Origin of the sequence: Kitasatospora sp. NPDC018058 (assembly GCF_044327205.1) — a bacterium.
Taxonomy (GTDB): domain Bacteria; phylum Actinomycetota; class Actinomycetes; order Streptomycetales; family Streptomycetaceae; genus Kitasatospora.
Genome location: NZ_JBIRFA010000010.1, coordinates 224,687 through 236,988, shown reverse-complemented (window position 1 = coordinate 236,988; position 12,302 = coordinate 224,687). Strand labels below are relative to the sequence as shown.

The 12,302-nt window shown below is 71.0% G+C and carries 17 protein-coding genes; 11 read left to right on the top strand and 6 right to left on the bottom strand.

Annotated elements, in window-relative coordinates; all coding sequences use genetic code 11:
• The coding region (locus ACH4E7_RS17035) for a helix-turn-helix domain-containing protein (RefSeq protein WP_396249844.1) at window positions 1-810 on the bottom strand (810 nt) is incomplete at its 3' end.
• Between the two features lie 309 nt (window positions 811-1,119).
• On the opposite strand from ACH4E7_RS17035, the gene ACH4E7_RS17030 reads away from it, so the two are divergent.
• The 5 genes from ACH4E7_RS17030 to ACH4E7_RS17010 all read left to right on the top strand — a co-directional run bounded on the left by ACH4E7_RS17030 (window position 1,120) and on the right by ACH4E7_RS17010 (window position 2,962).
• Window positions 1,120-1,512 (top strand): ATP-binding protein, encoded by a 393-nt coding sequence (locus tag ACH4E7_RS17030; protein WP_396249843.1) that lies wholly within the window; start codon window positions 1,120-1,122, stop codon window positions 1,510-1,512.
• Window positions 1,509-1,784: a hypothetical protein gene (locus tag ACH4E7_RS17025; protein ID WP_396249842.1), complete on the top strand. Its 276-nt coding sequence runs from the start codon at window positions 1,509-1,511 to the stop codon at window positions 1,782-1,784. Before ACH4E7_RS17030 ends, ACH4E7_RS17025 begins: the two co-directional genes overlap by 4 nt.
• The gene (locus ACH4E7_RS17020; RefSeq protein ID WP_396249841.1) at window positions 1,781-1,957 is read left to right on the top strand and encodes a hypothetical protein; all 177 of its coding nucleotides are present in this window, start codon (window positions 1,781-1,783) and stop codon (window positions 1,955-1,957) included. The genes ACH4E7_RS17025 and ACH4E7_RS17020 overlap by 4 nt, the downstream gene beginning before the upstream one ends.
• Before the next feature lie 71 nt (window positions 1,958-2,028).
• Window positions 2,029-2,481 (top strand): hypothetical protein, encoded by a 453-nt coding sequence (locus tag ACH4E7_RS17015; protein WP_396249840.1) that lies wholly within the window; start codon window positions 2,029-2,031, stop codon window positions 2,479-2,481.
• The gene (locus ACH4E7_RS17010) at window positions 2,384-2,962 is read left to right on the top strand and encodes a zinc ribbon domain-containing protein (RefSeq protein WP_396249839.1); all 579 of its coding nucleotides are present in this window, start codon (window positions 2,384-2,386) and stop codon (window positions 2,960-2,962) included. Before ACH4E7_RS17015 ends, ACH4E7_RS17010 begins: the two co-directional genes overlap by 98 nt.
• Before the next feature lie 302 nt (window positions 2,963-3,264).
• On the opposite strand, the gene ACH4E7_RS17005 is transcribed toward ACH4E7_RS17010, so the two are convergent.
• On the bottom strand, window positions 3,265-3,912 hold the full coding sequence (locus tag ACH4E7_RS17005; protein WP_396249838.1) for a peroxiredoxin-like family protein: 648 nt from the start codon (window positions 3,910-3,912) through the stop codon (window positions 3,265-3,267).
• Between the two features lie 133 nt (window positions 3,913-4,045).
• Here ACH4E7_RS17005 and ACH4E7_RS17000 point away from each other — a divergent pair, with 133 nt between their 5' ends.
• The gene (locus ACH4E7_RS17000; protein WP_396249837.1) at window positions 4,046-4,633 is read left to right on the top strand and encodes a TetR/AcrR family transcriptional regulator; all 588 of its coding nucleotides are present in this window, start codon (window positions 4,046-4,048) and stop codon (window positions 4,631-4,633) included.
• Between the two features lie 33 nt (window positions 4,634-4,666).
• On the opposite strand, the gene ACH4E7_RS16995 is transcribed toward ACH4E7_RS17000, so the two are convergent.
• On the bottom strand, window positions 4,667-5,098 hold the full coding sequence (locus ACH4E7_RS16995; protein WP_396249836.1) for an SRPBCC family protein: 432 nt from the start codon (window positions 5,096-5,098) through the stop codon (window positions 4,667-4,669).
• Window positions 5,099-5,325: 227 nt separating this feature from the next.
• Here ACH4E7_RS16995 and ACH4E7_RS16990 point away from each other — a divergent pair, with 227 nt between their 5' ends.
• The 3 genes from ACH4E7_RS16990 (at window position 5,326) to ACH4E7_RS16980 (ending at window position 7,192) form a co-directional block, all read left to right on the top strand.
• Window positions 5,326-5,964, top strand: a complete 639-nt coding sequence (locus ACH4E7_RS16990) for a formylglycine-generating enzyme family protein (RefSeq protein WP_396249834.1) — start codon at window positions 5,326-5,328, stop codon at window positions 5,962-5,964.
• A gap of 140 nt (window positions 5,965-6,104) precedes the next feature.
• A complete protein-coding gene (locus ACH4E7_RS16985) occupies window positions 6,105-6,674 on the top strand; it encodes a GNAT family N-acetyltransferase (RefSeq protein ID WP_396249833.1) in 570 nt (189 codons plus the stop codon).
• A complete protein-coding gene (locus ACH4E7_RS16980) occupies window positions 6,671-7,192 on the top strand; it encodes a GNAT family N-acetyltransferase (protein WP_396249832.1) in 522 nt (173 codons plus the stop codon). The genes ACH4E7_RS16985 and ACH4E7_RS16980 overlap by 4 nt, the downstream gene beginning before the upstream one ends.
• A 41-nt stretch (window positions 7,193-7,233) precedes the next feature.
• On the opposite strand, the gene ACH4E7_RS16975 is transcribed toward ACH4E7_RS16980, so the two are convergent.
• The gene (locus ACH4E7_RS16975; RefSeq protein WP_396249831.1) at window positions 7,234-8,157 is read right to left on the bottom strand and encodes a phosphotransferase family protein; all 924 of its coding nucleotides are present in this window, start codon (window positions 8,155-8,157) and stop codon (window positions 7,234-7,236) included.
• Window positions 8,158-8,229: 72 nt separating this feature from the next.
• A complete protein-coding gene (soxR, locus tag ACH4E7_RS16970) occupies window positions 8,230-8,769 on the bottom strand; it encodes a redox-sensitive transcriptional activator SoxR (RefSeq protein ID WP_396249830.1) in 540 nt (179 codons plus the stop codon).
• 56 nt (window positions 8,770-8,825) lie between these two features.
• On the opposite strand from soxR, the gene ACH4E7_RS16965 reads away from it, so the two are divergent.
• Together ACH4E7_RS16965 and ACH4E7_RS16960 are read left to right on the top strand one after the other, a co-directional pair.
• Entirely contained in the window at window positions 8,826-9,539 is a 714-nt protein-coding gene (locus tag ACH4E7_RS16965) for a thiamine pyrophosphate-dependent enzyme (protein WP_396249829.1), read from the top strand.
• 136 nt (window positions 9,540-9,675) lie between these two features.
• Window positions 9,676-10,569, top strand: a complete 894-nt coding sequence (locus tag ACH4E7_RS16960; protein WP_396249828.1) for a transketolase family protein — start codon at window positions 9,676-9,678, stop codon at window positions 10,567-10,569.
• Between the two features lies 1 nt (window position 10,570).
• On the opposite strand, the gene treZ is transcribed toward ACH4E7_RS16960, so the two are convergent.
• Window positions 10,571-12,301 carry a malto-oligosyltrehalose trehalohydrolase gene (gene treZ, locus ACH4E7_RS16955; RefSeq protein WP_396249827.1) on the bottom strand — a complete coding sequence of 577 codons (1,731 nt, stop codon included), beginning with the start codon at window positions 12,299-12,301 and terminating at the stop codon, window positions 10,571-10,573.
• Between the last annotated feature and the right edge of the window lies 1 nt (window position 12,302).

The window sequence follows — 12,302 nt, the reverse complement described above, 5'->3', positions numbered from 1 at the left end:
GCGCGACTCGTCGAGGGACAAGGCGGTTGCCATGATTTCGTCGAACGCCGCCCGATAGATGTCGACTTGGTCCGGATCCTCCACCCAGTTGCTGCTGAGCATTCCGCTGAGCAGAACCAGGTCGAGGTCGCGCTGTCGAAACTCCAGGAGTGCGAATGGCCCTGTCATTCCGGGATGCGGAGGAGCCAGGGCCGGCATGACCTGAATCCTGATGTTGGGGAGCTGGCTGAACTGCAGCAGCTTGTCCAACTGATCTGCCATCACACCCGGGCCGGCACTCATCGTCAGGGCAGCCTCGTGGATCACGGCCCACAGCTTCAGCGGGTTCTCGGATCGAGTCAGGACGGATTGCCTGTTGATTCGGACCTCGACACGCTCTTCGACGCTGGGCTTGTTTATCACGCCACTGGAGATGATGGCGTGCGCGTACTGGCGTGTCTGAAGCAGGCCGGGGATGTAGGCGGACTCGTACGACTTATTGCCAACGGCCGTCTCTTCCAAGCGGATCAGATCTGTGTAGAGCGGGTTCAGTTGTTCGTAGCCCGCCATCCAGCCCGGGCGGCGCTTGTCTCGGAGGATCTCGACGAGGACCTCCTTGAGCTCCTCGTCGCACTCGTAGAAATCGAGCAGTGCGCGGACGACATCGGGCTTCAGCTGGACGCGAGCGTTCTCGTACCTGCTGAGCTTCACCAGGTTGATCCCGTCGACCTGGCAGGCGACCTCTTCGGCTGAGAGGTTCTTCAGTTCGCGAAGCCTCCTCAGCTCAGCGGCGATGCGCCGGTACCGCACGGCTGGCACTGCGACTGCCATCTACGTAACCCCTCCAGAGCGCTCAGGGACCAGTGTGCATGCGTGTGGTGACGGTTCGCCACCACCGTCGAGAGCCTAGAGGGCGTGCCTTGCCCTCAGATCTGAAAGTTTTCATATTTCACGGAGCTGCCTTGCGATCTCCCCTGGCAATGCTCCATGCTGTGAGTGACGGAGCGCTGCCTGTGTGTGACGCATATGGCATGTGGCTGTGGCGCACTTTCATGGGTGCTTCGTGTTTGACGTGTGTGGGCCGCCGCGACGGCCGCCCGCCCGGCCTTCTCACTCATGTGCCTGGAAGGTGACTTCGCCATGTCTCGAAACTCCTCCACCATCTGGCTGCCGCGCAGCCGCCGTTCCCCCGCGATCGCGCGCCAGCGGATCGCTGTCCTCCTCTCCTCCCTCCCGGACGGGGAGCGCTTCCTCGACTCCGGCCTCGTGGTCGCCACCGAGCTCGTCACCAACGCCGTCCTGCACGGCACGCCGGTCGGCCGTCTCATCTACTTCGCGCTCGACGTCGACCCCGCCCGCCTCCGTATCGAGGTCCACGATGCCCGGGGTGACCGCATCCCCGTCATCTCCGCGCCCGGCCTCGACGGCGAGACCGGGCGCGGCCTCCGGCTCGTGGACTCGCTCACCAGGCGTTGGGGCTGCTGCCCGCGCCGGCCCGTCGGCAAGATCGTCTGGGGCGAGGTGGCCGCGTGAGGGCCGATCACGACATCCTCGTGGAGATCCCCGGCGTCAAGCCGCCGGCCGTCCACGTCCTCGACCCCTGGACGCTGGAAGCGATCTGGGACTCTATCCGCTTCCTCCCGATGTCCCGCTCCCAGTTCCAGATCCTGGAGCGCCGCTTCACCGGCCCCTGCGCCGAGCGTGATGTCATCCGCCACCTCGCCGCGAACCCCGCCCTCGTCCTCCCCGTCGGCGAGTGCGAGGTGCGCATCAGCTGGGCGAACCCGACCGAGGAGCCCGCGTGATCGGCTGCATCCGGGACTGGTGGTTCATGCGCTGCTCTCCCCGTCGCATCGCGCGGCTCCTCCGCGCCGAACGGCGCCGCCTCGACGCGGAGTTGGCCCCCTGGCTGCCCGAAGCCTCCGCCGCCGTGCGTCGGCGCGTGCTCGCGGCGATCGCACACGACGCGTCCGGTTGATGGCGCTTACCCCCTGCGTGCTAGGTTTGAACGTGTTCAAATGCATGAACGCGGGGGGAATCATGACTGTTGTGCCTGCGAGTGCCCGATGGCTGGCCGGGGTGGCGGTCGCCGTGTTCGTGCCGCCGTTGGTACTCATCGGGTCGGTGTTCGGCATCGGTTGGCCGTACGTCCATCACCTGGTCGGGCTGGTCTCGGCCGCCGCATGCGCCGTGCCGGTCGCCGTGCCGGCCTGTTCCCGTCGGCGGGATCACTTTCGGGTCGCCTGTGCCGCGGCCGGGTTCACGGTCGCGGCGGTGTGGGTGCCGCTGACCGTCCTGGCCTTCTTCGCGGTGCTGGTGTTCGGAGGCTGGGCCTGGTTCCTGACCTGCCTGTCCGTGCCGGTCGCGGCGATCACCGCGCTGATCGCCGCCTTCCAGCGAGCCCGTGGGCCCGAGTGCGGTCGTACCGCCGCCGTGCTCGGGTGGTCGGCCGCGGCCGCCTCGGTGGCCGGCTGGTTCCTGCTGGTCGTTCAGAGGGGTTGACCGCTGTTGCCGCTTCTATAGGGCGAGTCTCAGCGATTCGGACATTTCGGCTGTCTGTCAGTGCTGTCCGGTACGGTCCAGGGAGTTGTTGGTTTGGCTGGGGTTGGGGGTGCCTTGTGCGGGGATTCGAGGCGCGTCCCGGTACCCGTCCAGCAAGACCTGCTCGACGTGCAAGGCAGTGAAAGCCAAACTGCCGCTGCATGTCCGAGTGTTCACCTGCGACGCCTGCGGCCTGGTCATCGACCGGGACGAGAACGCGGCCCGGAACCTCGCCGACCTCGCGTCGGCCGGCATCACGGGTACCGGAGTGGCCGGAGGCCCGGACGCGCAAGCGTCGAAACCGCGTGGAGCCGACCAGAAGACCCGCGCCACCCGCACCCGTCGCACGATGGATGCGGGGCGGGCAGGTGGCGCAGTACCGCAGCAGCGGAAGGAGACGCGAGACCGTCATCAGGACATCCAAGCCCTCACGCTTCGGTGACACCGTTACGGACCTTCTGGGCGGAAACGTCCGGAATGCTGAGACCTGACTATGGAATCAGCAGCGGAGTTCTCATCGGCGCTGCGAGTATCGCGGTCGAGAACGTGTGCGTGCGTGACGGCGGCGTCGACTTCGTGGTCAACGTGGACTGGAGTTCCCCGCTCAACGTCTCCACTGACATCACCATCCTGGATCCCCCCGCGCAGTACATCGTCGGAAGCTGACCGGGCGGCTCCTGGGGCGCGTGTTCGAACCGCCGCTTGACCACGACCACATACGCGCCCTGGCCCCGGCCCCGCCCCTCAGTCGAGTGCGTCCAGGGCGGTCAGGATGTCGGCGGGCTCGGCGCGCAGGGAGTAGTCGGTCTGGACGAAGGTCCAGCGGATGGTGCCGGTGCGGTCGATGACGAAGGTCGCGGGCAGCGGCAGCGTGCGGGAGTGGCCGGCGTTGACGCGCTTCAGGTCGAAGCCGAACTGGTCGTAGAGGGTGCCCAGTTCGTCGGAGAGGTCGAAGGCGATGCCGAACCGTGCCGCGACCTCGGAGCCGATGTCGCTGAGCACGTCGAAGCCGAGTCGCTCCTTCTCGGTCAGGGTCAGGGACTCGTCGGGGATCTGCGGCGAGACGGCCACCAGGCGGGCGCCACGGGCGGTGATCGCGTCGTGCCGCTCTTGGAGGGCGCGCAGTGCGAGGTTGCAGAAGGGGCACCAGGCGCCACGGTAGAAGGTCAGCACGACCGGTCCGTCGGTCAGCAGCCCGTCCAGTGTGACGCGCTGCCCGGTGGCCGCGGGCAGCGTGAACCGCGGAGCCGGGGCGCCCACGCCGAGCGCGCGCTCCGCGAGGCCGGACGCGGCGAGCTCGCGCCCGTTGCGGTCCATGACCTCGATGGTCTCCGCCGGGATCCACTGGCCTCGGTTCTCGTGCACGGCGCGCAGCTGGTCGTGAAGGCTCACAGGGGTGGCCCTTTCTCGGGTTGGGATCTGGGTCGCTGAACTTGAACCAGTCGTTCCAGGATGATGGCCTGTCAGATACGCCGTCAAGGACTATCTTGGAACAACCATTTCAAGCACCCGGGAGCGATCCGCCATGCCCGACATCAAGCACTTCGACCCGGAGCTGGCGCTGGAGCGCGCCGAGCGGCTGTTCTGGCAGCACGGCGCGGCCGAGGCGTCGATCCAGGACGTCGTCGCCGCGACCGGGCTGAACCGCTCCAGCCTCTACGCCACCTTCGGCGGCAAGCGGCAGCTCTACCGTGCCGCGCTGCGCCGCTACCTGCGGCACCGCGCGCAGCCGGCCTTCCGCCAACTCGCCGACGACGGCCGGGGCCTGCCCGCCGTGCGGGACTTCTTCGGCGGGCTGATCGCGGTCCGATGCTCCGGCGAGCACGCGGGCTGGGGCTGCATGGTCGTCAACGCCCATCTGGGCACCGAACACCAGGACCCGGAGGTTCGGGCGCTGCTCGACGACCACCACCGCCAACTCCGCGACGCGCTGCACGCCGCCCTCGACGTCGCCCGCCGCGATGGCCAGTTGCCTCCGCACCTGGCCACCGGCGCCGCCGCTGAAACCCTGGCCCTGCTCGCCTACGGCGTCAACCTCCGCTCCCGCAACGGTGCCGACGCGGACAGCCTGCTGGGGACCGTCACCGACACCCTCACCCTGCTCGGGGCCTGACGCGCGGTAGCCCCCTCGGGACCGTCCCCGCCGTCAGTTCGCGAAGTGCTCGCGCAGGGCGGCGAGGCCGGAGGTGAAGACGCCGTGCACGCGGCCGGTGGACTCCTTGCGGTGCTCGGGCTCGATGTCGTAGGTGACGCTCCACTCGACGAAACTGGCGTCCAGCTCGGTGACCGGGCTGACCCGGAGGGTGGCCCGGTAGTCGTCGAAGTGGAAGGTGCCGTCGGGGAAGCTGTAGGTGTAGCTGCGGGCCTCCTCGTCGTAGGCGAGCAGCGTCTCGTTCAGTACCACGCCGTCGAGCTCGAAGACCCGGATCGAACCGATCGCATTGCCCGCCAGCTCGTTGCCGAGCCGGCTCACCGGGAGGTGCGGGTGCCAGCCGCCGAGGCCGTGGAAGTCCCCGACCAGTTCCCACACCCGCTCGGCCGGGGCCTCCACCACCGTGCTGACCTTGATGCCTGCCATGCTCGTCACCACCGTCTCTGACGTGTCGTTAGGGCGGGTCTCATCCTCGGGCCGGGAGCCGCGCGGGCGCCAGGGGGCAGGCCGGTCAGGGGCGGTTCAGTCGGCGCGGGAGGCGGACAAGGGGGCTCGGCGGGCGGGGGAGGCCACGGTACCCCCGCGCGCCGAGGTGCCCGTCGAGCGCAGTGCGGTCGACCGCTGCGCGAGGGGCGGGCCGTAGGATCGCGATCATGGATGCCCGCACCGGACTGATCACCGTCCCGCCCGGCCGAGTCACGCTCTCCGACCGCCGCACGCAGCGGAGTTGGAACGTCGACCTCGCTCCGTACCAGCTGGCGTCCTGTCCGGTCACCCGCGAGCAGTACGAGGGCGTCGCGGGCGACCGCCGCCCCGCGCACAACGTCTCCTGGCTCGACGCCGTCCGCCACTGCAACGATCTCTCGAAGCGCGAAGGCCTGAACCCCGCCTATGAGTTGGACGGCGAGGAGGCCGCCTGGGACCGTACCGCCGACGGCTACCGGCTGCCCACCGAGGCCGAATGGGAACACGCCTGCCGCGCCGGCACCGACGGGCCGCGCTACGGGCCGCTCGACGAGATCGCCTGGCACCGGGGCAACTCCGGCGAGCGCCCGCACCGCGTGGGCGAGCTGCAGCCGAACGCATTCGGGCTGTACGACCTGCTCGGCAACGTGTGGGAGTGGTGCTGGGACGTCTACGACGCCGAGGTGTACGGCAGCTACCGCGTCCTGCGCGGTGGCGGATGGTTCGACGAGCACTGGAGCTGCCGGGCCTCCGTCCGCCGCCGCAGCCACCCCACGCTGCGGATCGACGACGTGGGGTTCCGGCTCGCGCGGTCGATTTCCCGCTGAGGCACCGGGGAATTCGATGGGCGCAGTAAACGGTTCCGCATGTGGCGCAGTAAACGGCGATCGGGTGCTGGCATCGCGAATTTCTCAATCATTTCCATGAAATGAGGAACCGTCATGCCGATGCGGGCGTTGCTGGTGGCATGAGTGAACAGAGGATCTCCCTGCGTCCGATCTCCGAAGCCGACCTCCCGCACTTCCTCAAGCTCCTCAACGATCCCGAAGCCATGGGCGAGCACCTGTGGTTCGGTTGGCGGCAGCCGGACCGGATCCGTCGCGTCTGGGCCGAGAACGGGCTGCTCACGGACGAGCAGTGGACCCTCGCGATCACCGCCGACGGCGAGTTCTGCGGCTATGCCGCCGCCATGCGGGAAACGGCGACGCCCACCGCCTGGCACTGGAGCATGGGCGCCCAGCTGCTGCCGGAGGCCAGGGGGCGGGGAATCGGCACGAAGGCCCACCGGCTGTTCGCCGACTACCTGTTCGCGCATTCGCCGGCGATGCGGCTGGAGGCGGAGACCGAGTCGACCAATGACGCCGAACAGCGCGTCCTGGAGAAGGTCGGATTCACTCGCGAGGGCGTGCAGCGGGCGCAGACCTTCCGGGCCGGTGAATGGCGCGACGTGGTGCTCTACAGCCTGCTGCGCACCGACCCCCGACCCGCCGCGGTCTGGGGAACTGTTGTACCGGCCCGGCCGTTGGCGCCTGCGTGAGCGATGAAATGATCTTCCTGCGTCCGATAGCCGAGGCCGACCTCCCGGAGTTCGGCCGTCTCGTCAACGATCCCGAAGCCATGGGCGAGTTCCAGTGGTTCGGCTGGCAGGATCCGGACCGGTTCCGGCGCCGATGGGCCGAGAACGGGCTGCTCGGGGAAGACCAGTGGATCTTCGCGGTCGTCGTCGGCGACGAGTTCTGCGGCTTCGTCGCCGCCAGACGGAAGGGCGTGCGGCCGGCCGCGCCGTACTGGAGCATCGGCATCCAGCTGGCGCCGCAGGCGCGCGGGCGGGGGATCGGAACGCAGGCCCAACGCCTGCTGGTGGACTACCTGTTCACCCACACTCCGGTGATGCGGGTGGAGGCGGACACCGATCTGGGCAACCTCGCCGAGCAGCGCGCCCTGGAGAAGATCGGCTTCACGCGGGAGGGGGTTCAGCGCTCGGTGACCTTCCGGGCCGGGGAGTGGCGCGACGCCGTGATGTACGGCCTGCTGCGCACCGATCCGAGGCCTTGAGCGCCCAGACCTCAAGCGCCCAGACCTCAAGCGCCCAGGCCTCAAGCGACGCCGAACCACTCCTCGGCGAGGTCGTCCAGCGTCCGCGCGGTCGGCTTCAACTCCCTTAGGTACCACGGCAGATTGCTGTACACATGCAGCAGCGTGTACGCCATCAGTAGCCGAGGCTCGAAGGAGCGGCCGTACGCGCCCAGCAGCTGTCCGAGCAGGTGCGGGTCCGCGCGGGTGGTGAACAGGGCGACGGCGACCAGGTCGTAGGCCGGGTCGCCGATCATGGCGGGCTCGAAGTCGATCAGGCCGGTGAGGCGCCACCCGGCGGCCGGGTCGGTGATCAGGTGTTCGCGCATGAACTCGGTGTGCAGCAGGGCGCGGTGCCGGGTGCGGGGGAGCGGGGCGGCGGCGAGGAAGTCGGGGATCTGCTCCAACCAGGCCTCGGGCAGGCCGTGTTCGCGCTGGCGGGCGACGGCGTCGGCCCGCTGCTCGTCCTGGAAGGCGATCCAGTTGCCGGGGGCGAGTACGTCGGCGAGCGGTTCGGCGTCGAGGGCGTGCAGGGCGGCGAGCGCCTCGCCGCAGTCGCGGACGATCCGTTCGCGGTCGGGCCGGGGGATGCGCGGCCAGGCGGGGGCGAGCCCCTCGCCGTGCAGCCGGGACATCAGGACGTAGCGCCAGCCGTTGACGTACTCGCCGGCCGCCCGGACCTCGGGGGTGGGGATCGGCAGCGCGTCCCGCAGATGGGTGAGGACGCGGGCCTCGGCGAGGCCGTCGTGGGCACTGGCCGCCGGGAACAGCTTGAGCACATGCGCCCCGCCCACCGCGTACACCGGGACGGAGCCCTCCGCGAAGCGTTCCAACGGCAGTCCGCCGACGCCGAGTTGCGCGCAGAGCGCCTCGGCGCCGGGGCGCATCACCGATTCGTCGGGGACGACCGCGTCCCACTGCTCGTCGGTCTCCACCACAGGCAGCATGGCCGTACGGTAGGCGGGCCGACGGCCGGGCGGCAAAGGGTTTCGGCGCCCGGCCTTTCAGTGCTCGGTCTTTCAGCACCCGTCCTTTCGGCACCCGTCCTTTCGGCGCCCGCCGTCGAGCTCGGCGGCCGGATCGTGGGTGCGCAGGTAGTGGGCGCCGGGGCCGGCCCGGCCGAGCCGGTCGTCGGCGTTGTGCAGGGCGCAGCGGGTCAGCGAGAGGCAGCCGCAGCCGATGCAGCCGGTGAGCCTGGCCTTGAGCCGTTCGAGTTCGGCGATCTGCTCGTCGATCCGGTCCTGCCAGGCGATGGCGACCCGGTCCCACTCGGAGCCGCTGGGGGCGGGGCGCTCGGGCAGGCGGTCGAGGGCGTCGCGGGCCTCGTCCAGGGAGAGGCCGACCCGCTGGGCGGCGCGCACGAAGGCGATCCGGCGCAGCATGGCGCGGGAGTAGCGGCGCTGGCCGCCGCTGGTGCGGGTGGCCTGGATCAGACCGAGACTCTCGTAGTAGCGCAGCGCGGAGTGGGCGAGGCCGCTGCGGGCGGAGAGTTGACCGATGGTGAGCAGGTCCCCCGAGCGCGGGCCGGCGGCGCGGGTGTCGTCGGAGTTCGCCGTCATGGCTGCTCAGTGTAGCCGCTTGACTTAAAGTTCGCTTGAAGTTGCACGATCAAGGCATGACGACGAAGACAAGCACGGGAGCCGTCGGCCCGGCCGGTTTCGAGGACCTCCAGGCCCTGATGGCGCTGATGACCGGTGACGAGAAGCACGACGTCGCCGCCACCTCCACGCTGGACGCGCTCTGGGTGCTGTACGACCGGGTGCTGCGGGTCTCCCCGGACACCGCCGAGGCGCAGGACCGCGACCGCTTCCTGCTCTCCAAGGGGCACGGCCCGATGGCCTACTACGCGGTGCTGGCCGCCAAGGGCTTCATCGACCCGGCCGTGCTGCCCGGTTTCGGGGGCTACGACTCGCCGCTGGGCTACCACCCGGACCGCACGCTGCTGCCCGGGGTGGAGATCTCCTCCGGCTCGCTCGGCCACGGCCTGCCGCTGGCCGTCGGCACCACGCTCGGCCTGCGGGCGCAGGGCCTGGCCGACCCGGCGGTGTGGGCGCTGGTCGGTGACGCCGAGTTCGACGAGGGCTCCAACCACGAGGCGGTGGCCTTCGCCGGCGCGTACGGGCTCGACCGGCTGAACGTGGTGGTGATCGACAACTCCTCGGCCACCCACGGCTGGCAGGGCGGGATCGCCCAGCGGTTCGCGGTCGAGGGCTGGTCCACCGCGACGGTGGACGGCCGCGACCACGAGGCGCTGCTCCGCGCCTACACCGCCGAGCACCCGGGCCGCCCGCACGTGGTGGTCGCCCGGGTGGAGCCGAAGTACTCCTGAGCGCCCCCGAGGGAGCGCCACCCCGAGAGCGCCACCCCGAGAGCGCCGCCCCGAGCGCGCCGCTGCGAGAGCACCACCCCGAGAGAGCGCCACCCCGAACGCCCCCGACACGCCGACACGGAAAGGCACTTCCCCGATGGACACCATGCGCGAGCGCTTCGTCGCCGTCACCTCCCGCCTGCTGGACGAGGACCCCCGACTGGCCGTCGTGCTGGCCGACATCACCGCCGCCGCCTTCGAGCCGGCCCACCGGCGCCACCCCGACCGGGTGGTCAACGTCGGCATCCGCGAGCAGCTGCTGATCGGCGCGGCCGGCGGCCTGGCGCTCAGCGGGATGCGCCCGATCGCCCACACCTTCGCCAGCTTCCTGGTCGAACGGCCCTTCGAGCAGCTCAAGTTGAGCCTGGTCCACCAGGGCGTCGGTGCCGTGCTGGTCAGCGCGGGCGGCTCCTATGACAACCCGGCGGCCGGCCGCACCCACATGTCCCCGGGCGACGTCGCCCTGCTGGACACCCTGCCGGACTGGACGGTGCACGTCCCCGGCCACCCGGACGAGGCCGAGCAGCTGCTGGCGCACGCCGTCGCGGACGGCGACCGCAATGTGTACGTCCGGCTCTCCAACCACCAGAACGCGGCCCCCGTCGCGGTCGAGCCGGGCCGCTTCACCACGGTGCGCACCGGCTCGCGCGGTGTGGTGCTCGCCGTCGGCCCGATGCTGGACGCGGTGCTGGCCGCCACCGAGGGCCTGGACGTCACCGTGCTGTACGCGGCCACGGTGCGCCCCTTCGACGCCGAGACCCTGCGCGCCGCGGTCGGCGATCGGGCGGACGTGGTGCTGGTGGAGCCGTACCTGGCGGGCACCTCGGCGAACGAGGCGCACGCGGTGCTGGCCGACCGCTCGCACCGGGTGCTGGCCCTGGGCGTGCCGCGCGAGGAGCACCGGCACTACGGCTCGATGGCCGAGCACCTGACCGCCTACGGCCTGGACGCGCCCGCGCTGCGCGAGCGGATCGGCACGTTCCTCTGGTGACCTACACGGCGACGACCGCCACCGAATCCGCCGCCAGCCGCACCGCCACCCCCTCCAGCGCGGCCGCCCCGAAGGCCGCCACCAGCTCCCGCCCGGCGGCGCCCAACGGCAGCGCGGCCTCGGTCGTGCCGAGGTTGACCGCCACCCGGTACGGCCCCCGGTGCACCACCAGCCAGCCGGCCGCTTCGTCGAAGTCGACCCGCACCGCGCCGAGGTCCGGGTCGGACAGCTCCGGCCGCTCGCGCCGCAGCCTCAGCAACCGCCGGTACCAGTCCAGGAGTTCGGCGTGCGGGGTGCGCCGGGTCTCGGTCCAGTCGAGTACGGAGCGCAGCACGGTCGCCGGCTCCTGCGGGTCCGGGACGGCCTCGGCGGCCCAGCCGTGCTCGGCGAACTCCCGCCGCCGGCCCTGCCGGACGGCCTTCGCCAGGCCGGGGTCGGTGTGGTCGGTGAAGTACTGCCAGGGGGTCGCGGCGGCCCACTCCTCGCCCATGAACAGCATCGGGGTGAACGGCGAGGTGAGCACGAGTGCTGCGCCGCAGGCGAGTCGGCCGGCGGGCAGGGTGGTGGAGATGCGGTCGCCGAGCGCCCGGTTGCCGATCTGGTCGTGGGTCTGCAGGTAGCCCAGCAGCCGGTGGCCCCCGCCCGGCGGGAACGGCCGCCCGTGGCAGCGCCCCCGGAAGGAGGACCAGGTGCCGTCGTGGAAGTACCCGCGCTGCAGCGTCTTGGCGACGGCGGCGAGCGGCGCGCGCGCGAAGTCCCCGTAGTAGCCCTGTGATTCTCCGGTGAGCGCGCAGTGCAGCGCGTGGTGGAAGTCGTCGCTCCACTGCGCGGTGAGGCCCTGGCCGCCGGCCTCGCGGGCGGCGGTGGTGCGCGGGGTGTTGAGGTCGGACTCGGCGACCAGGAACAGCGGCCGGTTCACGGCCACCGCCAACTTGTCGACCTCGTAGGAGAGTTCCTCCAGGAAGTGGACGGCCCGGTCGTCCGCGAGGGCGTGCGCGGCGTCCAGCCGCAGCCCGTCGATCCGGTAGTCGCGCAGCCAGGCCAGCGCGCTGTCGATCAGGTAGCGGCGCACCTCGTCCGAGCCGGGGGCGTCCAGGTTGACGGCCGAGCCCCACGGGGTGTGGTGCCGATCGGTGAAGTACGGCCCGAAGGAGGGCAGGTGGTTACCGGACGGGCCGAGGTGGTTGTGCACCACGTCCAGCACCACCCCGAGGCCCTTGCGGTGCGCGGCGTCCACGAAGCGCTTGAGCCCTTCGGGCCCGCCGTAGGGCTCGTGGACGGCCCACGGCGAGACCCCGTCGTAGCCCCAGCCGTGCCGGCCGGGGAACGGGCAGACCGGCATCAGTTCGACGAAGTCCACGCCCAGCTCGACCAGGTGGTCCAGGTGTTCGGCGGCGGCTTCGAAGGTGCCGCGGGCCGTGAAGGTGCCGATGTGCAGCTCGTACAGCACCGCGCCGGGCAGCGGGCGGCCGCGCCAGCCGGTCTGCGACCAGCGGAAGGCCGTGTGGTCCACCGCGCGGCTCGGGCCGTCGGGGCCGTGTGGCTGCCGGGGGGAGCGCGGGTCGGGCAGCGGCGGGCCGTCGTCCAGCCGGAAGGCGTAGTCGCCCTCGGGGGCCTCGCCGGACCACCAGCCGTCCCGGTCCGGGCAGCGGGCCAACGCGTGGTCGGACCCGTCGACTCGGACGGCGACGCGGGAGGCCGCGTACGGCGCCCACACCTCATAGCGCGGCATG